Source organism: Gordonia rubripertincta (genome assembly GCF_038024875.1).
GTDB classification, from domain to species: domain Bacteria; phylum Actinomycetota; class Actinomycetes; order Mycobacteriales; family Mycobacteriaceae; genus Gordonia; species Gordonia rubripertincta.
In genome coordinates this window covers 2,708,486-2,731,783 of record NZ_CP136136.1, presented here as the reverse complement: position 1 = coordinate 2,731,783, position 23,298 = coordinate 2,708,486, and the positions used below count along the sequence as shown (strand labels likewise).

21 protein-coding genes are annotated in these 23,298 nt (G+C 68.5%); 2 read left to right on the top strand and 19 right to left on the bottom strand.

Annotated elements, in window-relative coordinates:
• Nucleotides 1-71 precede the first annotated feature (71 nt).
• Both RVF83_RS12395 and RVF83_RS12390 read right to left on the bottom strand, forming a co-directional pair.
• On the bottom strand, nucleotides 72-1,064 hold the full coding sequence (locus tag RVF83_RS12395) for a DUF4190 domain-containing protein (protein WP_005193864.1): 993 nt from the start codon (nucleotides 1,062-1,064) through the stop codon (nucleotides 72-74).
• 147 nt (nucleotides 1,065-1,211) lie between these two features.
• Nucleotides 1,212-1,964, bottom strand: coding sequence for a DUF4190 domain-containing protein (locus tag RVF83_RS12390; RefSeq protein ID WP_168432638.1), 753 nt, complete (start codon nucleotides 1,962-1,964; stop codon nucleotides 1,212-1,214).
• Between the two features lie 61 nt (nucleotides 1,965-2,025).
• Between RVF83_RS12390 and RVF83_RS12385 the strand changes: the two genes are divergently transcribed.
• On the top strand, nucleotides 2,026-2,961 hold the full coding sequence (locus RVF83_RS12385) for an AEC family transporter (RefSeq protein ID WP_005201232.1): 936 nt from the start codon (nucleotides 2,026-2,028) through the stop codon (nucleotides 2,959-2,961).
• A gap of 16 nt (nucleotides 2,962-2,977) precedes the next feature.
• Here the strand turns inward: RVF83_RS12385 and RVF83_RS12380 are convergent, their stop codons facing one another.
• Nucleotides 2,978-3,616, bottom strand: a complete 639-nt coding sequence (locus RVF83_RS12380; protein ID WP_039881270.1) for a DUF1707 SHOCT-like domain-containing protein — start codon at nucleotides 3,614-3,616, stop codon at nucleotides 2,978-2,980.
• A gap of 132 nt (nucleotides 3,617-3,748) precedes the next feature.
• On the opposite strand from RVF83_RS12380, the gene RVF83_RS12375 reads away from it, so the two are divergent.
• Nucleotides 3,749-4,366, top strand: a complete 618-nt coding sequence (locus tag RVF83_RS12375) for a hypothetical protein (protein WP_005201228.1) — start codon at nucleotides 3,749-3,751, stop codon at nucleotides 4,364-4,366.
• Between the two features lie 15 nt (nucleotides 4,367-4,381).
• Here RVF83_RS12375 and RVF83_RS12370 read toward each other — a convergent pair whose 3' ends face one another.
• The 16 genes from RVF83_RS12370 to RVF83_RS12295 form a co-directional block, all read right to left on the bottom strand.
• Nucleotides 4,382-6,385 (bottom strand): vWA domain-containing protein, encoded by a 2,004-nt coding sequence (locus tag RVF83_RS12370; protein WP_005201227.1) that lies wholly within the window; start codon nucleotides 6,383-6,385, stop codon nucleotides 4,382-4,384.
• Nucleotides 6,386-6,396: 11 nt separating this feature from the next.
• A complete protein-coding gene (locus tag RVF83_RS12365) occupies nucleotides 6,397-7,842 on the bottom strand; it encodes a sigma 54-interacting transcriptional regulator (protein WP_039881269.1) in 1,446 nt (481 codons plus the stop codon).
• A 38-nt stretch (nucleotides 7,843-7,880) separates the two neighbouring features.
• On the bottom strand, nucleotides 7,881-8,456 hold the full coding sequence (locus RVF83_RS12360) for a TIGR03086 family metal-binding protein (RefSeq protein ID WP_005201219.1): 576 nt from the start codon (nucleotides 8,454-8,456) through the stop codon (nucleotides 7,881-7,883).
• Nucleotides 8,457-8,460: 4 nt separating this feature from the next.
• Complete coding sequence (locus RVF83_RS12355) at nucleotides 8,461-8,955, bottom strand: SRPBCC domain-containing protein (protein ID WP_005201217.1); 495 nt, start codon at nucleotides 8,953-8,955, stop codon at nucleotides 8,461-8,463.
• On the bottom strand, nucleotides 8,952-9,335 hold the full coding sequence (locus tag RVF83_RS12350) for an ArsR/SmtB family transcription factor (protein ID WP_005201215.1): 384 nt from the start codon (nucleotides 9,333-9,335) through the stop codon (nucleotides 8,952-8,954). Before RVF83_RS12350 ends, RVF83_RS12355 begins: the two co-directional genes overlap by 4 nt.
• 154 nt (nucleotides 9,336-9,489) lie before the next feature.
• The gene (locus tag RVF83_RS12345) at nucleotides 9,490-10,413 is read right to left on the bottom strand and encodes a TauD/TfdA dioxygenase family protein (protein ID WP_005201213.1); all 924 of its coding nucleotides are present in this window, start codon (nucleotides 10,411-10,413) and stop codon (nucleotides 9,490-9,492) included.
• Between the two features lie 280 nt (nucleotides 10,414-10,693).
• Nucleotides 10,694-11,524: an ABC transporter ATP-binding protein gene (locus tag RVF83_RS12340; protein WP_005201211.1), complete on the bottom strand. Its 831-nt coding sequence runs from the start codon at nucleotides 11,522-11,524 to the stop codon at nucleotides 10,694-10,696.
• The gene (locus tag RVF83_RS12335) at nucleotides 11,505-12,575 is read right to left on the bottom strand and encodes an ABC transporter substrate-binding protein (protein ID WP_005201209.1); all 1,071 of its coding nucleotides are present in this window, start codon (nucleotides 12,573-12,575) and stop codon (nucleotides 11,505-11,507) included. Before RVF83_RS12335 ends, RVF83_RS12340 begins: the two co-directional genes overlap by 20 nt.
• Before the next feature lie 6 nt (nucleotides 12,576-12,581).
• On the bottom strand, nucleotides 12,582-13,451 hold the full coding sequence (locus RVF83_RS12330) for an ABC transporter permease (RefSeq protein ID WP_005201206.1): 870 nt from the start codon (nucleotides 13,449-13,451) through the stop codon (nucleotides 12,582-12,584).
• A gap of 142 nt (nucleotides 13,452-13,593) precedes the next feature.
• A complete protein-coding gene (locus RVF83_RS12325) occupies nucleotides 13,594-14,337 on the bottom strand; it encodes a sulfite exporter TauE/SafE family protein (RefSeq protein ID WP_083877571.1) in 744 nt (247 codons plus the stop codon).
• Nucleotides 14,324-15,898, bottom strand: a complete 1,575-nt coding sequence (gene purH, locus RVF83_RS12320; protein ID WP_005201204.1) for a bifunctional phosphoribosylaminoimidazolecarboxamide formyltransferase/IMP cyclohydrolase — start codon at nucleotides 15,896-15,898, stop codon at nucleotides 14,324-14,326. The genes RVF83_RS12325 and purH overlap by 14 nt, the downstream gene beginning before the upstream one ends.
• On the bottom strand, nucleotides 15,895-16,518 hold the full coding sequence (gene purN / locus RVF83_RS12315; RefSeq protein WP_039881268.1) for a phosphoribosylglycinamide formyltransferase: 624 nt from the start codon (nucleotides 16,516-16,518) through the stop codon (nucleotides 15,895-15,897). The genes purH and purN overlap by 4 nt, the downstream gene beginning before the upstream one ends.
• Before the next feature lie 45 nt (nucleotides 16,519-16,563).
• Nucleotides 16,564-18,153: a DUF6350 family protein gene (locus RVF83_RS12310; RefSeq protein WP_039881273.1), complete on the bottom strand. Its 1,590-nt coding sequence runs from the start codon at nucleotides 18,151-18,153 to the stop codon at nucleotides 16,564-16,566.
• A gap of 144 nt (nucleotides 18,154-18,297) precedes the next feature.
• Complete coding sequence (locus RVF83_RS12305) at nucleotides 18,298-19,416, bottom strand: DUF5336 domain-containing protein (protein ID WP_005201201.1); 1,119 nt, start codon at nucleotides 19,414-19,416, stop codon at nucleotides 18,298-18,300.
• Nucleotides 19,417-19,628: 212 nt separating this feature from the next.
• Nucleotides 19,629-21,596: an acetoacetate--CoA ligase gene (locus RVF83_RS12300; protein ID WP_005201199.1), complete on the bottom strand. Its 1,968-nt coding sequence runs from the start codon at nucleotides 21,594-21,596 to the stop codon at nucleotides 19,629-19,631.
• On the bottom strand, nucleotides 21,593-23,248 hold the full coding sequence (locus RVF83_RS12295) for an AMP-binding protein (protein WP_005201197.1): 1,656 nt from the start codon (nucleotides 23,246-23,248) through the stop codon (nucleotides 21,593-21,595). Before RVF83_RS12295 ends, RVF83_RS12300 begins: the two co-directional genes overlap by 4 nt.
• Nucleotides 23,249-23,298 lie beyond the last annotated feature (50 nt).

Genomic DNA, 23,298 nt, shown 5'->3' with positions numbered 1-23,298 from the left:
CCGACCAGACTACCTGGCGAGACCGCCCAGCTCCAAAATGGCGGTCGACCGCCACGGTTCGCGAGTCCGCGTCAGAAGTATGACCAGGGACTTTCGACGCCGGTGAACAGTACAACCAGCCAATACGCCACCCACATGACGATGATGAACAGGCCGATGATGATGGCGGTCAGCGCGAGGCCGTCGCCGGTCTCCCTGCCGCCCGACGCCGCGATCTGCTTGCGTGCGACGACACCCAGTACGAGCCCGATCAGGCCGCCGATGCCGATGCACACGAGACCGAGCAGCGAGGCAACCAGCGCAGCCACCGCGAGAGTGTTGGTCTTCGGGGTCCCGTCGGCCTGATTCTCACCGTAGGGACCATCGCCGGCGTGCTTCTCCCCCGCCGGCGACTGGCCGTGCGACTGCTGCCCGTACGGCTGATGCCCCGGCGGCGGGCCGTACCCGGGCCGGCCCTGCGGCCCGGGTCCTGGTTGCCCATAGCCCGAGGGTCCGGGCCCGCCGTACCCGGGCGGCGGCCCTGGCTGTCCGGGACCCGGCTGCGCGTAATACTGCTGCCCATATCCCGACGGCGGGCCGTACCCCGGCTGCGGGGGGCCACCCGGCGGCCGCGTGGAGATGACACGCGTCGAGTCGTACCCCGACGGCGCCGGACCGGGCGGGGCCTGCGGCGGCGGAGGGCCGGGCGGAGCGGCAGACTCAGGAGGAGCGGCAGACGCGGGCGGAACCGGAGGCGTCTGGCCCGGTGCGCCGGCTGTGCTGATGACGCGGGTGACACCGTCGGCCGGGCTGTGCGACGGCGCCACCTCGGTGCCCTCCGGACCGGCGCCCGGCGTGGAGGTCAGAGGTGTGGCCGTGCCCGGGGTCGACTGCACCGGCTCGGTGGTCTCTTCCGAACCGGCTTCGTCGGGCTGGCCGAGGAGTTCCGCCCGCGACACCTTCTGCGTCGGCTCGTACGGAGACTGGGTCGGTTCGGGCGCCGAACCCGGCGACACCTGATCCGACGGGGACTGGGGTGTGGAGGACGGATCCTGTGGATCCCCGCCTCCGGTCGGGTTCGACATCAGATGCCTTTCACAAGCCGTGCGTCGTCGCGGCGCGAGGATCGTTCGTGCGCGGCGCGTTGGCTGCGCAGGTCACAGAGTAGTGAGAGAACGCCTCGAACTGGGCAGAAGTCGACGATCGCAGGCTCAGATCGGCCCGAAATTCGTTCAGTAGTAGTAGACGGAGTCCATCGAGTTGCCGGCAGCGATCAGGATGACGAAGAGCACGATCCACACGATCGCACCCAGGATTCCCAACCCGCCGGTGATGATCCCGGCCAGTCCCATACCCGTGCCGGTCTGGGTTCCTGCCGACTGCTCGACCTCGCGTCGAGCCATGAATCCGAGGACCACGCCTGCGATGCCGAGCGGCAACGCCAGCGGGAAGCAGGCAGCGAGCATCACCAGGGCGACGATGCCGCAGATCAGTGCGCCGATCGCCTTGCCGTTGGTGGACGTCTGCGGGGCGCCGTAGCCATAACCGCCATAAGGCGCAGCGCCGTAAGGATTCTGGGCGCCGTAGGCGGCCGACCCGTACGCGGGCGCCGAACCGGCTTGATACGGATCGCCGTACTGGCCGTAGTTCGCACCCGGCGGCTGGCCGTACTGATTCGGGTTGTACGGGTCCTGGCCCTGAGGCTGACCGTACGGGTTCTGCTCATATGGGTTCTGCCCGTAGGGATTCTGTCCGTAGGGGTTCTGACCGAACGGATTCTGGCCCTGCGGATCCGACGAAGGGCCCGGTTGGTAGGTCTGAGCGAACTCGGTCGGCGCTTGGTCCGGGGAGCTCTGCCCCTGATCGCCCTTGCCGAGGTTCGGACCCGATGCGCCGGACTGCGGTCGTCCAGAGGACCCGGAACTCGGCACCGTCCCCCAGTCGTCCTGGCCCTGGCCTGATCCCTGCCCTGGTGGATATGACACCCGCAACCCCCTCGTTCGATCCGATAAATCCGTTTCTCACCCTGATGAATAGACTCGAGCGGTGTCTGGCGTCATCTCCGGCTTCACGGTGATCTTCATAGTAGTCGGGGTCGGTTATCTACTCGGCCGGACACACGTGCTCGGCGACCACGCGCATGAGGTCCTGTCCCGCCTGGTGTTCTTCGTCTTCACTCCGGCACTGCTGTTCCATTCGCTGGTCACCTCGGATCTGTCGGTGATCTTCTCCTCGACTCTGGTCATCGCCGGCGGCAGCGCGTTTCTCATCGCCGGCATCTATCTCGTCATCGCCAAGCTGTGGCTACGACGACCCGTGCCGGAACTGGTCATCGGATCACTCGCGTCGTCGTACGTGAACAGCGTCAATCTCGGACTGCCGATCGCGATCTTCGTCCTCGACGACGCGTCGTTCATCGCACCGCTGCTGATGTTCCAGATCCTCATCTTGTCGCCGATCGCCCTGGTGACCCTCGACCTCACCGCACTCGAACCCACCGCCGGCCGTTCCCTCGTCCGCAATTCCCTGATCGCCCCGATGACCAACCCGATCGTCGTCGGCGGGATTGCCGGACTGATCGTGTCGGTGCTCGGGCTGATGCCGCCGGCGGCCGTGATGTCGCCGCTGAAGATGCTCGGCGACGCGTCGGTGCCGGCGGCGCTGCTGGCCTTCGGTATGTCGCTCACCGGCGTCCAGGTGTTCAAGAAGGGCGAGAGTCCGCGTCGCGACATCGCGCTCGCGGCGGTGCTGAAGATGGTCGCGATGCCGCTGACGGTGTACGTGATCGCGCGCTGGGGATTCGGTCAGACCGGTCAGGCCCTGTTCGCCCAGGTCGTGATCGCCGCGCTGCCGACGGCCCAGAACGTCCTCGTCTACGCCACCCGCTACCGGCGGGGACAGATCATCGCCCGGGACACCGCGCTGATCACCACGCTCGCCTCGATCCCGGCGATCGCCGTCATCGCCCTGCTGCTCGCCTGAGCCCTGCCGCGCTCCGTCACTCGTCAGGATGTTCGCGCGGCAGGACCTTCACCTCGACGCCGCCCATCAGCGCGAACCCGGTCACGCGCACGACAGGTGCGCCCGGGCGCGACGCCTTCTGCGACTTGCCGCCGAAACCGCCCATGATCCCCAGTCCGCTCACCTCGACGGTCACGCCCTCGGGAACCTTGACCTCGACGCCACCCATGATCACAACACATTCGACGGTGAGAACCGGTGCGGTGAACTCGACCTCGCGCAGGTCGATCTCGACGCCGCCCATGATCGCCGTCGCGGTGAGGGCGTCGGCGACCACCGCCGTCCCCGACAGCTCGCTGCCCGACATGATCGCCAGCCGATGACGCACCGCGGCGTCGGGGCTCCCGCCGGTCACCCGCGGGCCCGGTGACATCGACGACGCCGGCATCGCCACGCCGAGCTGTGCGACCGGGAGGTCGTCGGTCAACTCGTCGAGGTCACCGAAGGTTTTGGCCATCACCGCTTTTCCCGCACGCTCCTCGTACTCGACGAGCGACAGGCTGCCGTGGGCCATGGCGGCGGACAGGATTTCGTGTACCAGTTCCCGGTCGGCGTCGGCAGCACGCAGACGCGCCCGCCGATCGTCGGGTACGGGTAGATCGCCGGAGGAGGTCACATCAGGAAACCCTAGTTGCCCCACCGCGGGCGGACCACCCTGATTTCCACCCTGAACCGACCCCGACGATCAGCCCACCGAGCGCCGGCCGGAGGGGCATAATTCACTCACCCCTGAACCTGGAGGCGACCCATGGGCCAGCCCTACGATCCCGGCCGGTACGGCCCCGGCAACCCGTACGAGCCCGGCCCCTACGGGCCTCCCGGCGGTTATCCACCGCCCCCGCCGCGCAAGGACCGCACAGGGATGCGGCTCTGGGGAAAGATCCTCACCGCCGTCGGCATCGTCATCCTCGTGGCCTCGCTGGCGATCGGCGTCGCCCTCGCCGTCGGCGGGATCAGCCAGGTGGTCGATCAGGCGGACCAGGCCTTCGTCGTCGACCCGACCGGCGAGCAGAACTACGACGCCGGTGACACTTTCGCGCTCTTCACCCCCGAATCGTCGGCCGGCGAGCCCTCCTGCGAGATCACCGGGCCCGCGGCCCCGGAGCGCACGTCGGGGGTGACCACCGAGTTCACCTACGACGGCACCCAGGTGAAGTCCTTCGAGTCCTTCGAGGTGAAGGAATCCGGGACGTACTCCTTCATCTGCAGCGGGCGCGTGGTCGTCGCATCCATCGACCTCGGCGGGATCTTCAGCGGCGTCGGCGGTGTACTGCTCGCGGTCTTCGGCGGCGGCTTCGGCGCCGTTCTCCTGCTGATCGGAATCGTGCTGTGGGTCATCGCCGGACGGAAGCCGCGCACCGCCTGAGCCGATGCTCGACGATCAGCCGCGTCGACGACCCTTGCGCGACTTCAGGTAGTCGCCGACCACCGCAGCACCGAGACCGTCGACGTCGGGCGCGACGACGCGACCACCGATCCGGCGGGCGATCTGGTCCATGAAGTGGGCCAAGCCGGGGTCCTCGCCGAGGCGGAAGAACGTGACCTGCGCGCCGAGCCGGGCGACGTGGTCGAGTTCACGCACGGTCAGGGCGATCGTCTGCGGGTGGGGCGGGTAGAAGAAGAACGGTTCGCCGCTGGGGTCCAGGTGGGCGGTGGGTTCGCCGTCGGTGACCACCAGGACCACCGGTTGTGCGTTCGGGAAGCGACGCAGGTGTCGCTGCGCGAGCAGCAGAGCGTGGTGCAGGTTGGTGCCCTGCTCCATCCGCGGTTGCAGCCCGGTCAGTTCGGCGATGTCGATGGACCGCGCGTAGCGGCCGAAGGCGATGAGATGCAGTTCGTCGCTGCGGAACCGGGTGGAGATGAGGTGGTTCAAGGCGATCGCGGTGCGCTTCATCGGTGTCCACCGACCCTCCATCTCCATGGAGAACGAGGTGTCGACGAGGAGAACGACCGCCGCCTGGGTGCGGCTCTCCGTCTCGGCCACCTCGACGTCGCGCACATCGATGCGCACGCCTGAACGCGCCATCTCCGACGTCGCGAGCGACGGTTCGGTGGTCTCGGAGACGGTACGCAACACCGCATTCGACACCGTCCGGGTGACGTCCCAGGGGTCGGTGTCGCCGAACTCCCATTCGCGGCTGGCACCGGTGGGTTCACCGAGCAGACCGGTACGCCGGGTCTGACGATCACCGCGACGGCCCGACAACTGCTCGGCGATGTCCCGGAAGATCGACTGGCCGAGCTGACGCATCGCCTTGGGACTCAACCGGAGCTGGCCGTCGGCGGTTCGGTCGAAGAACCCCTCCTCCGACAGCGCCTTCTCGAGTTCGGCCAGCATCCGCGCATCGACGGCCGCCTCGTCACCGAGCTGCCGGGCGAGCGCGTCGAGGTCGATGTCGTCCATCTGGGCACCGGCGTACTGCTGGGACAGCTGCTCGGACAGCTGTTCCAGTTCGGAGATGTCACGCAGTGCGGCAGCACCCTCCCCCAGTCCCATCGGCTGGTCTCCCGAGAACGACTGCGCGTTGTCCCAGTCGAGCCCGGGCCGCGCCGCGCGCAACTGCGAATCCATCTGGGAGAGTTGGCTCATCAGGTCCGGCGAACCGAAGGCCTGCTGCGCCAGCTGATCCAGTTCGGCCTGCTGCTCCGGGGTCAGCGAGTTGTAGAACTGCTGAGCAGCCGCGGCGCGCTGTGCCAGCGAGTCGATGAGTTCCTCGGTGTTGCGCGGGTTCTCCGGGAAGAAATCCCCGTGGGAGTCCATGAACTCGTCGAACTTCTCCGAGGTGTCCTCGCCGCGGTTGTGCGCCTCGAGCAGCTCGTTGAGATCTTTGAGCATGTCCGAGACCCGTTGCCGGTCGGCCTCGGTGGCGCCCTCGAGGGCCTCCTTCATGCCGGCGAACCGCTGGTCGAGCAGCTCGCGGCCGAGGAGGTCCTTGATCTTCTCGTAGTCCTCCCGGGCTTGCGGGCTGCGCCAGTTGTACTCCGACAGCTCTTCGACGGCCTGCGCGGTCGACGGCGGCAGGCTGCCGATCTGCATCTCCGCGAAACGCGCGTCGTCGTCGAGGTCGCGGGCGAGTTGCTTGCGCTCTTCGAGGACGGCGCGGTCGAGCAGTTCGCGGATCTCGGCGAACGTGCCGTCGAGGTTGCGCTTCTTCAGCAGTTCCTGCCGACGCCGGTTGACCTGCTCCCGGAGCTTGTCGAGACCGCGCATGTTCGGGGTGCCACGACGCAGCAACTCCCGGAGGGCACGCTGCGGCGACGCACCGGCCATGACGTCGTCGCCGATCGTCTCCAGCGCCTCACGCAGATCCACCGGCGGGGCGAGCGGATCGGGACCGCCGGTGTACCGCTGGTAGCGCGAACGATGGAAGCTCTTGCGCGCCAATGTGTTCTCCCTCAGCCGTAGATGGTCTGGCCGGCCTCGTCGGCTTCCTTGCCGATCCGACGCGCCAGGAACAGACCCTCGAGTGCCAGTTCGACGGCACTCGCCCGCTCGCCCTCGATGTCGGCGTCGAGACGCTCGGCGATCGCGTCGAGCACGGTGCGGGTGGTCTCCGGGGACGGAATCGAACCCAGGAAGTCGCCGGCCCGGACACGGTCGCCGGTCACGACCGGTTCACCGTTCTCGAGCGCGTCGACGAGCGCGGCCATGTCGATGCCGCCGAGATGGGCTCGCACGGTGTCGGCGACGGACTTGCGCATGAGGTGCTCGAGGATCTCCAGCTCGCGCCCCTCCTCGCCGGACTCGAACTCGATCTTGCCGCGCAGCACCTCGACCACCGACTCGAGATCGACGACGCGCGCGACCGCCTGCTCCTCACCGGTGACCGCTGCGCGGTGAAGTGCCGCGGCGGCAACGGTTTCCGCAGCCGCGATGGAGAAGCGTGCGGAAACACCCGAACGCTGGTCGATGGACGGATGGTCGCGGGCGTAGCGGGTGAAGCGCGCCAGGATCTCGGTGATGAAGGTCGGGACGCTCGCGGTGAGGTCGGCCTCCTGCTCGATGACGGCGACCTCGTCGTCGAGTTCGAGCGGGTAGTGCGTGCGGATCTCGGCGCCGAAGCGGTCCTTCAGCGGGGTGATGATGCGACCGCGGTTGGTGTAGTCCTCCGGGTTGGCGCTCGCCATCACGAGCACGTCGAGCGGAAGCCGCAGCGTGTAGCCGCGGACCTGGATGTCGCGCTCCTCCATCACGTTGAGCATCGACACCTGGATGCGCTCGGCGAGATCCGGGAGCTCGTTGATCGCGACGATGCCGCGATGTGCGCGCGGGATGAGTCCGAAGTGGATGGTCTCCGGATCACCCAGACTGCGACCCTCGGCCACCTTCATGGGGTCGATGTCGCCGACGAGGTCGGCCACCGACGTGTCGGGGGTGGCGAGTTTCTCGCTGTACCGCTGCGAACGGTGACGCCACTCGATGGGCAGATCGTCGAGCAGGTTGGCGGCCTTGCGGATCGACGCCGGGGTGATCGGCTCGTACGGGTGCTCGCCCAGCTCGGATCCGGCGATCACCGGCGTCCACTCGTCGAGGAGCCCGACGAGGGTACGCAGGATGCGGGTCTTGCCCTGGCCGCGCTCGCCGAGCATCACGACGTCGTGGCCGGCGATGAGTGCGCGTTCGAGCTGCGGGATGACGGTGGCCTCGAAGCCGACGATCCCCGGCCAGGGGTCGCGGCCCTCGCGGAGAGCGGTCAGCAGGTTGTTGCGGATCTCGTCGCGCACGCTGCGCTGCACGTGGCCGCTGGCACGCAGTTCACCCAGGGTGCGGGGTGACGGGTGGCGGGTTTCGGTCGACTGAGAACCATGGGTGGTGAAGTTGTCCTCTGGCACGTGATCCACGCTACTCCGAGTTGTGATGTGCGTGCGTGCGGTCGAGCTCAGGCAGCGTCCGGCGACCAGGCCGGGTCGCGGCCGACGAAGCCCATCAGGCGGCTGACGGCGTCGGCGTCGGCGGGCACCTCTACCGCGGGTCCGTACTGTCCCGAGTCCCGCAGGAGTCCGTCGATGGGCATCATCCCGTCGAGGAGCATCCTGGCGTAGTCGGGGTCGAGGTCCGGGGTGACGCCCTGCGACCGGGCGAGGTCCCAGGAGTGCATGAACACGTCCGCGGTGTAGAACCGGTCGACCGCGTCGGCGAGGCGGTGCTCCCCCGCCATCGGGTGGGTGAACGTCTCCTGCGCCGACGGGCCGTCGAGCAGTTGCTGGACCGCAGCCGCATGCGCCGACCATGCCCCCGCGGGGTCGTCGTCGACGTCGGGTCCACCCGGCAATCGCACGCCGCCGGCGTCGAGGAATCCGGTGAACCAGTCGACGAGGTGGGCGACGACATCCCGTGCGACCCAGCCGTCGACCGGCGTCGGTGCGTCCCAGTCGGAGACGCCGGCGATCGCGTCGGCGAATCCGCCCGCGACCTCTCGATGCCGAGCGGTGGGGTCGAGTTCGGTGAGGCCCATCGGCCTACAGCTCCCCGGATGCGAGCAGCTTGTCGATCCCGGCGTACCCCTCGTTGACGCCGACCTCCATGCCCGACGACAACCAGCCGTCGCGTGCTTCGAAGCTGTCGCACAGGGATTGGGCGTGCAGGCGCGTCGTTCCGTCACCCAGGTCCTCGAACCAGAGTGTCTCCAGCGACACCTGATCGGGCATTCCCAGCCAGGTGAAGGTCTGCACGATCTTGTCCTCGCCCACGGTGTGGAAGCAGCCGCGGAATCCGTGCTCCTGCCCCTCATGCGTGGAGATGTAGTGCCAGCTGCCGCCGTCGCGGACGTCCCATTCGACGATGCGGTTCGCGACCGAGTCCGGACCGTTCCAGCGAACGAACAGTTCGGGATCGGTGTGCGCCTTCATGAGCTGAGCCGGCGTACCGCGGAAGTCGCGGGTGATCCGGATGATCGGCACCTCCTTGTCGGCTTCGATCGCGGCCTCGGGGTAGCGGGTTGCGGTGGTGCTCATGACACCTTTCCTTTCCTGATCGTCTTCTCGTCCTCGACCTCGGGACGTTCCGCCTCGGGTCCGTCGTTCATCTCCGCGAGCAGGACGTCGAGGCGCTGGTAGCGCTCCTCCGCCCGCTGCCGGTACCGCTCGATCCACCTGGTCATGAGGTCGAACACCTCTGCTTCCAGATGGACCGGACGTTTCTGGGCCTCCCGGGTTCGGGTCACCAGACCGGCGTCCTCGAGCACCTTCAGATGCTTGGAGACCGCCTGGATGCTGACGTCGTACGGCTCGGCGAGCTGGGAGACCGTCGCGTCGGACACCGCCAGCCGCGCGACCATGTCGCGCCGGGTGGGGTCCGCGAGTGCGGCGAACACCTTGGACAGCTCGTCGGCCATTCGCCCTCCTCAACCGTTCGGTTGAATACGACGATGCGCCTGTCCGCGCACCTTGTCAACCCCTTGGTTGAATACGCGGGGCAAAAGAAGATCCGTATGACGTTGCGCCCGACTACCGGGCACAACGTCATACGGACCTCGGGTAGGGGGCGGCTCAGGCAGGTCCGACAGGCGCGTCACCGCGCAGCGTGATGCGGTGCATGACCCGACGGTTGTCGCCGTAGTCGCGGTTGGCGTAGTGCAGGGTGTTGCGGTTGTCCCACAGCACCAGGTCGCCGAGACGCCAGCGGTGGCGGACGATGTGCTCGGGCTTGGTGATGTGCGCGTAGAGGAGGTCGAGGATGCCGCGACTCTCGGCTTCCGAGACGCCCTCGATGTGCGAGGTGAAGCCCGGGTTGACGAACAGCGATCTGCGGCCGGTTTCGGGATGCACACGCACCACCGGATGGCTGACCGGCGCGAGTTCGGTGACTTCTTTTCCGTCCCAGGTATTTCCGCGCCCGTTGCGGCGCTGCTTGAGGTAGTAGCCGAATTCGCGGCTGCCGTCGTGCACGGCGGTCAGCCCGTCGACGAGGCGTCGGATCGGCTCGGACAGGGACTGATACGCGAGTTCGGCGTCGGCCCAGTTGGTGTCACCGCCGGTGCGCGGCAAGACGACCGGGCGCAGGATCGAACCCATCGGCGGACGCGGCATGAACGTCACGTCGGTGTGCCACACGTCGGCGAATCCGTTGTCGGCGCTGTCGAGTTCATAGACCTCATCCGGCACGTCCCCGCTGTCCCACACCGGATGCCCGAAGGTGAGGTCGCCCAGCCGATTTCCGAACTCGATGTGCGACGCGTCGTCGAGCTGCTGATTCCGCAGCACGATGACCTTGTAGTCGATCAGCGCCTGACGGACGGCCCGCACCTCATCGTCCGACGCCGTGGCGACGTCGAGGCCGCGGATCTCGGCTCCGAAGCTGGGCCCGAACTCGTCGACGTCGAGTTCGACGCCCGAGGAGACGATGCCGGCAACGGGAGCGGCGGTCCGAGCAACAGAGGTGCGGACGTCAGAAACGGGATGGGAGATGGTCATGAGGGTTCCTTCTCGAGGATGACTGGTGGGGGCGAGGAGCGACAGCCGCCGGCGGGGACCCATGGTGGGATCCGTCGGACCAGTTCATCGAGTGGACCGTCATCAGACGCATCGACTCCGTTCCGTCCGCCGGCCCGGTACACGACTTGCTCGACGAGCAGTCGTGGTGCGGGGCAGACGGCACGAAAACGGACACCCGTACTTTCTAATCCCCCGTCACCCGCTCGGACAGGGTTGCGCCCAGGGTGAGGAAAACACGGCCTCGGCTCCTGTTTCTCCCCTACACCGCCGCCGCCTTGACCGCGGCGCCGATCTCCGCACGCAGCGCGGCGTACTCGGGCGAACCCCGCAACTCGTCGGGCGACGCCCCGGTCCGCGGCAGCGGCGAGGCGAGGTCGAGGGCAACCCGCCCCGGACGCCGGCTGAGCACGACGATCCGGCTGCCGAGGAAGGCGGCCTCGTCGGCACTGTGGGTGACGAACACGTTGGTTCGTCCCGAATCCGTGCTCACCGCCCGCAGATCCTCCTGCAGCCGTTCGCGCGTCAAGGCATCGAGCGCGGCGAACGGTTCGTCCAGCAACAGCAGCGATGTCTCGGCGGCCAGTGCCCGCGCGATGGCGACACGTTGCTGCTGCCCACCCGAGATCTCCCAGATCTTCCGGTTCGCGGAGTCGTCGAGCCCCACGCGATGCAGCAGTTCGTCACGACGAGCCGCGCGTTCCGCCTTGGGAACCCGCGCGTACTTGAGTGCGAGGTCGACGTTGCCGCCGACGGTCCGCCACGGGAACAGACGGGGTTGTTGGAAGACGACGCCCGCGGTGACGCCCGGGACGGGCGCTCCCCCGGACACCTCGACCTGTCCCGAGGTCGCGGGCTCGAAGCCCGCGATCAACCGGAGCAGCGTCGACTTCCCGCATCCCGACGCCCCGGCCAGGACGAGGAACTCGCCCGGTGGCACTTCGAGGTCGACCGGACCGACGGCGGTGACCGCGTCGGACCCGGAGCCGTAGGTCTGCGTGACGTCTCGCAGACTGATCGATCCGGTCTCCCCGCCGATCGGCGCCGCGACTTGGCCGGCCTCGACGACCTGGCTACTGCTGTTCGACGACACCCGGCAGGCCCTTGGTGTAGATGGCGTCCTGGAAGGTCTTCAGCGGCGGCGCCGACGGGATCTGCTGCTGCTCGGCGAGGAACTCGGCGGCACTGTGCAGGTTCTCGGCGAGGTTGCCCGGGTTGCCCTCGGTGCCGAGCCAGGTCGGCGAGGTGAGTTCGGCGACCGTCAGATAGGTGCCCCGCTTCAGCTGGTTCGCCGCATCCTCGGGCGTTGTGTTGAGCTGCGCCGCAACCGCTTCGGCGGCAGCCTGCGGGTCGTCCTTGATCAGTGTCAGGGCGCGCGCCTGGACCTTGCGCCAGGTGTCGACGACCTCCGGATGGGCGTCGGCGAAGTCCGTCGAGACGACGCCGAGGTCGAGCGTCGGCTTACCCGCGGTGGCGAGCTGGCGGCTGGCGACGATCGTCGTGCCGTCCTTGCGCAGTTCGTCGAGTGTGGGCAGCCAGGTGTAGACCGCGTCGACGTCGCCGCGCTGCCAGGCGGCCAGCGAGGCCTGCGGCTGCAGGTCGATCAGGTCGACGTCCTCGGGGTTCACGCCGGCCTGGGTCAGCGCGGCGAGCAGGCTGTAGTGCGCGGTCGACGCGAAGGCCGTGGCGACGCGCTTGCCCTTCAGATCGGCGACGGTGGCGATGCCGGTGCCGTTGCGGGCCACCAGCGCCTCATTGTCGCCGGCGACGTCGAGCACGAAGACGACCTGGTACGGGATGTTCAGCGGCGCGGACAGGCCGCGGGCCACCGGGCTCGAACCGATCGCGCCGAAGTCGAGCTCCTTGGCGACGAAGGCGGTGTTGATGTCGGCGCCGGAGTCGAACTTGGTCCACTTGATGTTGTATTCCGGCAGTGCTTCTTCGAGCCAGCCGTTGTTCTTGACGATCAGGTCGCCGCTCGGGAACGACTGGTAGGCGAGACGGATCGTCGGTTTGCTGCTATCCCCGGAGTTGTCCACCGAGCACCCGGCGAGCACGAGCATCACGGCTGCCACCATGCCGAGAAGTGCGCTCACCGAGCGCGCTCCCCTACGGTTGCGCACCTTCTCGGAGTTGATTGTCATTGCGTGTCAGACCTTTCCGCGCCACGGCACCACTCGGTGCTCGATTGTTCGAAGGAGCCCGTCGATGATCAGTCCGGACAGACCGATGGCGATGATGCCGACCAGGACGACGGGGGTGTTGTTGTAGTTGCTGGCGTCTTTGACCACGCCACCGATTCCGGGGATGCCGTTGAACAGTTCGGCGGCCACCACCGACGAATAGGCGATGCCGACGGAAAGCCTTATGCCGGTGAAGGTCTCGGGAAGCGCCGACGGGACGACGACGTCGCGGATCACCTCGGCCCGGGAGGCGCCCAGCGCACGTGCGGCCTCGATCAGGGCCACGGGTGCGGCGGAGACCGCGGCGGTCGTCGCGACCGCCGCGGGCGGCAGCGCGGCGAGTGCGAGCAGAGTGATCTTGGGCGCCTCGTCGATGCCGAGCCAGATGACGAGCAGGAAGAAGTAGGCCAGCGGCGGCAAGGCGCGCAGGAACGTCAGCCACGGCTCGAGGAGGCGCCGCAGCCAACCGACTGTCCCCATGGCCAACCCGAGCAGGACGCCGAGGACGACTCCGATCACCACACCCGCGAACACGCGGCGCAGCGTCATGTACAGGTGTTCCCACCAGTAGTAGTCGGCGTACCCGCGAATCCCGTTGTGCGTCGTGGACATGTCGACGAACGCCTGCCACACGGTCCCCAGACGCGGGACGAAGGTCTCGCTCCAGATGCCGCTCACGGCCACGAGCTGCCAGACGATCCCGAACACGACCACCGACAGCAACGGCAGTCCGACACGGGTGGCGATCGAGCGCAGGCGCGACGATCCACCGGCTGATCTCGGTTCCGAACGGCGCCCCGGCGCGTCGTCGGGAACGATGTCCACGAACAAAGTCACCGTGCATGTCTAGACGTCCCGGGGCACCCGGAGCCAGAGTTATCGCCGCGGCGAGGAAAAAGGCTTCCGGATGGGTGACTTGCGGTCTCGGTGTGCTTTCATCCCACGCACCGGACCGGCCGGCAACAGGTGACGAGGACGCTCAGCCGACCGCGAGCCACACCGCGAGGCCGAGACCGCACAGTCCGACGACGATCCGCAGCGGGCCGGCGGGCAGGCGTTTCACGACCGGCGGTCCGCACCAGCCGCCGAGGAGGCAGCCGATCGCCATCGCGAGGGCCGCCCACCAGTCGACGGGCCCGAAGATCATGAAACCGACCGCGGCGACCGCGTTGGCGACGCCGAGGAACAACGACTTCGACAATGCTGCACGCCAGAGCGGCTCGCTGGTGACCACCAGCATCAGAGCGAGGATCATGATGCCCGCGCCGGCGCCGAAATAACCGCCGTAGATGCAGATCAGCGTCAGCCCGACGACGAACACCCAGGGGCGTTCGGCGTGCGAGGTCGCCCACCGCCGCAGGACCGGTTGCACGAGAAGCGCTGTCGCGGCGACGGCCACCAGGAACGGAACCAGCGCCTCGAAGGCCTCGGCGGGCGTGAGGAGTAGCAGTACCGCGCCGATGGTCCCGCCGATCAGGGCGGCGATCAGCCCGATGACCAGGCGGCGTCGGTCGCCGTCGAGCAGGGCCCTCCCCGACTGGGCGGTGCTGCCCACCCCGACCGCGACGAGTGCGACGGTGTTGGTCACATTCGCCGCGATCGGGGTGAGACCGACCGCGAGAAGTGCGGGATAGCTGACGATGGACGCCAGCCCGGTGATGTATCCGATCAGGCCCGCGCCGAAGCCGGCGACGACCAGTAGTGCGAGATCAGTGAGCGAAATGGCGTGCCCCGGTGAGGTAGAGCGTCACGCCCGCCTCGTCGGCCGCCTCGATGACCTCGTTGTCACGGATCGATCCGCCCGGCTGCACGACCGCCTTGACGCCCGCGGACAGCAGCACCTGCAGACCGTCCGGGAACGGGAAGAAGGCATCCGACGCGCCGACGGACCCGGCCGCGCGATCGCCGGCACGCTGGACGGCGAGGTGAGCGGAGTCGACACGGTTGACCTGACCCATGCCGACGCCGACCGAGGCGCCGTCGGAGGCCAGCAGGATGGCGTTCGACTTCACCGAACGACAGGCGCGCCAAGCAAATTCGAGGTCCGCAAGCGTCTGGGCGTCGGCCGGCGGACCGGCGACGAGGTTCCAGTTCTCCGGGGTGTCGCCCTCGGCGTCGATGACGTCGCGCTGCTGGATCAGCAGACCACCCGAGACCGGCTTGGTCTCGACCCCGGTGGCCGACGGCGGCGTCGCCACCAGCACGCGGATGTTCTTCTTACGGGTGAGGACCGAGAGGGCGCCGTCGGCGAAGCCGGGCGCGACGATGACCTCGGTGAAGATCTCCGCGACCTGCTCGGCCATCTCGACCGTGATCTCGCGGTTCGCCGCGATCACGCCGCCGTAGGCGCTGACCGGGTCGCAGGCGTGGGCCTTGCGGTGCGCCTCGGCGATGTCGGCGCCGACCGCGATGCCACATGGGTTGGCGTGCTTGATGATCGCGACCGCCGGGGCCTCGAAGTCGTAGGCGGCGCGCCACGCGGCGTCGGCGTCGGTGTAGTTGTTGTAACTCATCTCCTTGCCGTGCAGCTGCTCGGCGGTGGCGAGGCCACCTTCCCCGGCGTTGCCGACGTAGAGAGCGGCGGCCTGGTGCGGGTTCTCGCCGTAACGCAGGACGGCCGAACGGTTCCAGGTGGCACCGGCCCAGATCGGGAACTGCGAATCGTCCTCGGGCGCGACGACACTCGACATCCACGAGGCGACGGCCACGTCGTAGTCGGCGGTGTGGCGAAACGCCTTGGCGGCCAGCTTCTTCCGGTCGGCGAGGGTGAACCCGCCGGCCGAGATCGCCTCGGTCACCTGTCCGTAGTCATCGGGGCTGGTCACGACGGCCACCGACGGGTGGTTCTTGGCCGCGCCGCGCACCATCGACGGGCCACCGATGTCGATCTGCTCGATGCACTCGTCGGGGGTCGCGCCCGAGGCGACGGTCGCGGTGAACGGGTAGAGGTTCACGACGACGAGATCGAATGCGGCGACACCCAATTCGGCGAGCTGGGCGACGTGGTCGTCCTTGCGGGTGTCGGCGAGGATGCCGGCGTGCACCTTGGGGTGCAGGGTCTTCACGCGGCCGTCGAGGCATTCGGGGAAGCCGGTCAGGGTCGAGACCTCGACGACCGGGACACCGGCGTCGGCGATGGTCTTGGCGGTCGATCCCGTCGAGACGATCTCCACACCGGCGACCTGGAGTGCGGTCGCGAGATCGGCCAGGCCGCTCTTGTCGTAGACACTCACCAGCGCGCGCCGGATGGGTCGGCGGGCGCTGTCAGCGGGCTGTGCGTTCACGGGATGCGGGCCTTTCGTCCATCGATGACTACTCCACGGGTGACCAGTGCGGTCACCATTTCGGCGAGCAATACGCGCTCGACCGTCTTGATGCGTTCGTGCAAGGTGTCGACGGTGTCGTCGTCGTCGACCGTGACCACCTGCTGCGCCAGGATCGGGCCGGTGTCGACGCCTTCGTCCACGAGATGGACGGTCGCACCGGTGACCTTGACGCCGTAGTCGAGTGCCTCGGGCACACCGTGCGCCCCGGGGAACGCCGGCAGCAGGGCGGGATGGCTGTTGACGATCCGTCCACCGAAGCGTCCGAGGAATACGGGGCCCAGGATTTTCATGAAGCCCGCGGTGACCACCCAGCCGGGATCGACGGCGGCGACCGCCTCGGTGAGCGCGGCGTCCCACGCAGCGCGGTCGGCGTGGTCGGCGACGCGGCAGGTGATCAGCGGGATCTCGTTGCGATGCGCGATCTCCTGGGCCCGGCAGACGCGGTCGACCACGATGGCCGCAATGGTGAACGGGGCGTCGACGGCGGCGGCCCGGGCGAGCAGCGACTCGAGCAGAGAACCGGTACCCGACGCCATCACCACGACGGGTGTTCGTACGGGCGCGGTCTCCGATGTCACGCCTGCGAGCCTAATAGCAGCACGTCGAGCGGGAATCGGCGGGTCTCAGCGCCGACGTCCGGCACCGGGTGTTCCCGGGTAGAGGTCGTAGTCGGCATCGTCGACGAGGTCGCCGTCGTCGAAATCCTCGGCCGGGATCCGGTTGGCCGACGGCGCAGCGTCGTCGCCTGCGGCGCGCTCGAACCCCGCGCTCTCGTCCTCCGCGTCCTCGTACTCCGCGTCCTCGTATTCACCGTCCTCACCGACCGCCTCGACGTACTCGTCGGCGTCGTCGTCGGCGTCGGCGTCGGCGTCGGCGTCGGCGTACTGGACGTAGTCGTCGTCCTCGTCGAGGTCGGCGACGATGACGTATTCGTCCTCGAAACCGAGGTCGTCCGGGTCGTCGAAGTACTCGTCCCCGACGGCGGCGCGGGCGGCCCGGGTCGACGGCAGGAAGGCGTAGACGATCGCGAGGAGGATGCCGATCACCGCGATCCAGCCGAGCGTGAACACGCCGGCGGCGGAGACGGTCACCGCGACGTCGCCGAACTCGCCCAGCGTTCCGCCGGCGGCAGCGGTCAGGATCGCCATGGCCGACGCGGCGACGGCGGCGGCGACGCCGATCGAGCGCACATGCGCGACCGGATTCAGGTCGCGACAGCGCCAGGCCACGAAGGCCGCGACGGCAGCGGGGGCGATCAGCCCGAGTAAGCCCCAGCTACCCGCACCGGTTCCCTCGGGTAGGACCGCGAGTGCGGGCACGGGCGGGACCGCTCCACCGCGGACGGCGAACAGGTCGACGGTCATCGCGCCGATCCGGACGTCGGAGCCGACGAGGACCGCGGTCGCGCCGATCATCAGATTGGGCAGATACATCAGGGACAGCAGGCTGAGCCCGAGGAAGCCGTCGAAGTCGTAACCGGTGTCGATCAGCTCGCCGATCGCAGTGTGCCGCATCAGCATCCGTAGGCACACCAGCACCGCGCCTGCGACCACCAGGGCCAGCACGGCGACGAGGCCGTATCGGAAGCCGCGGCGGTCGGCGTAGGACATTCCCCATCGGGCCGCGAAGTCGTGCCGTCTCACCCACGTGACGCCGGCCAGCGCCGCACCACCGTGGATGCCGATCGTGTAGGCGAAGGCGATCAGCGCGTTGGGCGTCTGCACCGGCAGCACCGATCCGCCGTCCATGACGATGGCCAGCGACATCGCAGTGATCAGCAGCGGACCGACGATCGCCGAGCACACCACCGCGCCGACGTCGAAGAGATCATGTGCGGATCGTTGCGTGGGTCCGCTGCCACCGATCGCGCGGGCCGTGAGGCGGGCGGTGCCGATCGCGACGACCAGGGTCGGCAGCAACGGCAGGACGCCGATCGTGACCCCGCTGATGGTGACCGGCACCTGGTGGATCGCCAGCCAACTGGAGGCGATCGCACTGGGAAGGCCGGTGAGTCCGCTGCCCGCGAGCAGCAGCACCGTCAGCATCACGACGATGAGCGTGACCAGGGCGAGAGCGGGGACGGTGAACGCGACCACGGCCAGCTGCCGGGCCGAACCCTCGACGTCGTTGCGCTGGGCACGACGGGATCGTCGCAGTGCACGCAGCTGCGACGCCAGGTTCTCCGCGGTCGAGTCGGGCCTGAAGGTGGGCATCGTCATGAGCGTGGCACATCTCGGCCGCCGGGCCGTCGGGGACGCGCCGCGCTGAGACGGAAAGCGTCTCACGTCACCGACACGGTGCCGAGGAACGGGAGTGCCCCGCCGACGTGTGTCGGCGGGGCACTCCCGATGACTTGATCAGCTACCGCTGCTGGTGGGCGGTTCGGGCTTCTGGAAGACCGTGGTCGAGTGATCGGCGGCCGGGCCGGCCTCGGACTCACTCGCGGAGGCGCCACCCGACTGCGCACCGGAGGCACCTGCCGAGTACTGCCCCGGGGTGTAACCGCCGTAGCCGGACTCGCCCGGTGCCGACGCCTGGCCCGACTGTGCGCTCGGGTAACCGCTCTGGCCGGTGTCGGAGGCCTGCGAGTACGCGGACGGATCGTAGTTCGCCGAGGACTGCTGGCCGTACTGCGACTGTCCGCTGCCTGCGCCGTACGCGGAGGCCTGGGCGTCGCCGTGGGCCTGGGCCTGGCCGGCGGCCTGCTGGCCAGCCGATGCGTCGGAGCCCGACGTCGCAGTAGCGATCGGTCCCGTGGCCGACGAGGGCGCCGCGAGCGCGGGGGCCACCTTGACGACGCCCGCCTCGACGAGCAACCACACGATCGCGAGGAGCGCCGACAGCAGAGAGAAGATCAGCAGGACGATCGCACCCGAGGCGTTGTTGTCGACGCTGAGGAACAGGAACAGCGTGATCAGGAAGGCCGGGATGGTCAGCGCGGCGACGATCGGTGCCGCGGCGACCTTCACGCCCGGGATCAGCGATATGAGCGCAAGGACACCGGCGACGGCGACGAGCGCATACGGGGCGTTGAACGGCGTCTGGAACAGCTGCACCGAGAAGTCGTAGGCCCGTGCGGCGGCGAGGAAGCCGGAGAACAGCACGACGAGACCGAACAGCCCGATGACACCGGCGAGGATCGTCGGGGTGAACGGAGGCAGACCCTGGCTCGGCGGCTTCGCCGGCTGCTGCTGCTGGCCGTACCCGTACTGTCCGTAGCCCTGCTGCTGGCCGTACTGCTGCTGTCCGTAACCCTGCTGCGGATTCTGGCCGTACTGCTGGCCGTAACCCTGCTGCTGGCCGTACTGCTGCTGTCCGTAACCCTGCTGCGGATTCTGGCCGTACTGCTGCCCGTAGCCCTGCTGTGGGCTCTGCCCGTAGCTCTGCTGACCGCTCTGCGGGTACTGCTGGCCATACTGGCCGTGGGACTGGCCGGACTCGGGCTGCTGCCCGTAGCCCCCCGTTGGATACGTCATGGCGATCTCCTGGTCGGCTCGTCTGGGTTATCTGGCTCAGGTCGCGCGCCGGTGATGACGGCATCGGCCGTCACCGCCCCGACGGGCACAACACCCGGCCCACGGTAGTACATGTGACCGGCGGGTCACATGGACCGTTCGACGCCTGCCGTCGACGACACCGTCCACGCTACCGATGCCCGACGATGTCGCGCCGCGGCCGTGCACAGCCGTCACCAGCGATGAGCTCGGCCCTGTTCGGCGTACCAGTCGACGAGCGAATAGTCGTCCACCGACTTGGGATCGATGTTGACCTCCGACCGGCCGGCCAGAATCGCCGTGACCGGAACCTCGAGCTTCTTCCCGGTGCGCGTGTGGGGAATGCCCGGGGCCTCGATCACCTCATCGGGCACATGTCGTTTCGACAGCCGGTCACCGACCGCGGCGGCGATCCGCGCGGTGAGGGCGTCGTCGAGAACGGCACCGGGGACGAGGGTGACGAACAGGGGCATCCAGTAGGCGCCGTCGGGTCCGTCCACGCCGAGGACGAAGGCCTCCGCGATCTCGTCGAGCGACTCCACGACCTCGTAGATGTCGGCTGATCCCATGCGGATTCCGTGCCGGTTCAACGTCGCATCGCTGCGGCCGTGGATGACCAGGGAGCCGCGTCCGGTCACGGTGACCCAGTCGCCGTGTCGCCAGACCGGGCCGTCGGGATGGGTGGTCGGCCCGTCCCATTCGTGGTCGAAATAGGCGGAGCGGTAACGCGCGCCGTCGGGGTCGTCCCAGAAGTGCACCGGCATCGACGGCATCGGCGCGGTGACGACCAGCTCTCCGACCTCGCCGACGAGCGGCGTACCGTCCGGCGCCCAACTCTCCAGCGCTACACCGAGATAGCGCACCGACAGCTCGCCGGGTATCACCGGCACCCCGACCGATCCGCCGGCGAAGGCCGACACGATGTCGGTGCCGCCGCTGATCGACGAGATCGGCAACCCCCGCTTCACGTGGTCGTCGACCCAGGTGAAGAGGTCGGCGGCGAGCGAGGAGCCGGTGCTGCCCAGGGCCCGGAGCGCCGACAGGTCGTGGTCGCGGCCCGGTTCCAGCCCGGCCTTGCGCGAGGCCTGGAGCTGCCCGGGCGAGGTGCCGAAGTAGGTGACCTTCTCGTCGGCGACGATCTGCCAGAGCTTGGCGGCATCCGGATAGAGCGGCGAACCGCTGTAGCAGACGATCCGCGCGCCGCAGAGGAGTCCGGCGACCTGGTAGTTCCACATCATCCAGCTGAGCGCGGTCTGCCAGAAGAAGACGTCGTCCGACGACAGGTCACCGTGGAGCGCACCGGCTTTGAGGTGCTCGACGACGACGCCGCCGTGCCCGTGGACGATGCCCTTCGGGCGGCCGGTGGTGCCCGAGCTGAACAACACCCAGAGAGGATGGTCGAAGTCCACGAGCACCGGTTCCGTGTCGCCGGCCTCCGCGGTGAGCGCGTCGGCGTAGTCGATCCGCGTCGTGCTGTCCCCCGTCGGGTCGCCCGCGTCGCCGCCGATCGTGATGTGCGCGACGAGTTCCGGCAGCAGGCTCGCGAGTTCGGCGCTGTCCGAACGCTTGTCGATGTCCTTGCCGCCGTAGCGGTATCCCGCGGCGCTGAACAGGATCTTCGGCCTGAGCTGCCCGAGCCGGCTCGCGGCGCCCTGCGGCGCATAGTCCTGGCCGCAACCCGACCAGATGGCGCCGAGGCTGGCGGTGGCGAGGAAGGCGACGACCGCCTCGGGGATGTCGGGCAGGTAGGCCGCGACGACATCGCCGGTTCCGATCCCCTGTGCCCGCAGCGTCGCGGCCAGGGAGGCGACCAGGCCGGGGAGTTCCGACCAGGCGATCTCGGTCCGTTCCCCGGCCTCGTCGAGTCCGACGACGGCGGCGCCCGGAAGGTCGGCGTGGCGCAGGATCTGGCTCACGTAGTTCAGCCGGACACCCGGGAACCACTGGGCGCCGGGCATCCTCGGGTCGGCGAGAACGGCTGCGTCACCCTCGGCGAGGGGTTCGGCGGCCAGGGCGTCGAGGTCGAAGAACTCCCACACCGCTCGCCAGAACTGCGCGGGCTGTCGTACCGACCACTGCCACAGCTCGTCGTAATCCGCGGCGGCCGTGCCGAACCGGTTCTCGACGTGCCGGCTGAACCGCTCGATCGCGGCACCGGTCATCGCAGGTCCTCCAGGATGTGCGTGGCCTCTTCGCGCATCGCGACCTTGCGTATCTTCCCGGTGACGGTCATCGGGAATTCCTTGACCACGTGGACGTATCGGGGGATCTTGTGCCGGGCGATCTTGCCGTCGGCGAAGGCTCGGACGTCCTCGACCGTGAGGTCGGTGGCGTGATCGCGGAGCCGGACCCACGCCATCAGTTCTTCGCCGTACTTCTCGTCGGGGACGCCGATCACCTGGGCGTCGAGGATGTCCGGATGGGTGTAGAGGAATTCCTCGATCTCGCGCGGATAGATGTTCTCGCCGCCGCGGATCACCATGTCCTTGATCCGGCCGGTGATGCGCACGTACCCGGCGTCGTCCATCTCGGCGAGGTCGCCGGTGTGCATCCACCCGTCGGCGTCGATGGCCTCGGCGGTCTTCTCCGGATCGTTCCAGTAGCCGGTCATCACCGAGTAGCCGCGCGTGCACAGTTCGCCGGTCTCGTTGCGGCCGAGGGTCTCCCCTGTACCGGGTGCGACGATCTTGATCTCGAGATGCGGACCGACCTGGCCCACGGTGGTGACCCGGAGTTCGAGCGGGTCGTCGACCCTGGTCTGGGTGGACACCGGCGACGTCTCGGTCATGCCGTAGCAGATCGAGACCTCGCTCATGTGCATCCGATCGACCACCTGACGCATCACCTGCTCCGGGCACGGCGAGCCGGCCATGATCCCGGTACGCAGCGACGACAGGTCGGGTGCGTAGCCGTCCGGGGCGGCGTCGAGCAGTGCGAGTTCGGCGATGAACATCGTCGGCACGCCGTAGAGGCTGGTGCAGCGGTACTCGGCGACCGCGTCGAGCGTGGCCTTCGGGTCGAAGGCGGGACCCGGGATCACCATGGCCGCACCGTGACTCGTGGCGGCGAGGTTGCCCATCACCATGCCGAAGCAGTGGTAGAACGGCACCGGCAGGCAGATGCGGTCGTCGGCGGTGTAGTCGAGCAGCTCACCGACGAGGTAACCGTTGTTGCCGATGTTGCGATGCGACAGAGTCGCACCCTTGGGGAATCCCGTTGTGCCCGAAGTGTACTGAATGTTGATCGGGTCGTCGGCGGACAGCGAGGCCGCGATCTCGGCGACCCGTGCCAGTTCCTCGTCGGAGGGGGCCGCGGTCAGTTCGGTCCACGCCACGGACTCGAACGTCACCACCTCCCGCAGATCCGGACAGTCCGGACGGGCCTCCGCCAGCATCGATGCATAGCCGGAGTCCTTGAACCGTTCGGCCGCGAGGACAACGCTCGTGCCGGACTGTTTCAGGGCGTAGGAGACCTCGTTCTGCCGGTAGGCGGGGTTGAGGTTGACCAGGATCGCGCCGATCTCGGCGGTGGCGTACTGGACGAGCACCCACTCGAAGCGGTTGGGCGCCCACAATCCGACCCGATCCCCCTTCTTCACCCCCGACCGCAGCAGACCCGCGGCCAGCGCCCGCACGTCGCGGTGGAATTCGACGTAGGTCCACCGACGCCCCGAGGGGGCGTCGATGAGCGCGACGCGATCGGCGTACTTCTCGACGGTCCGCGCCAGGGTCACGCCGATGGTGTCCGTCAGCAGAGCAGGACTCTGCGGCCCGTGGGTGTGTGCAAGGTTCTGGGCGTGAGCGTCATTGCTCATGAGCGGGCTCCGGTCTCTCGGTGGTGTCGGGGGAACGAGGGGTGTCGGAA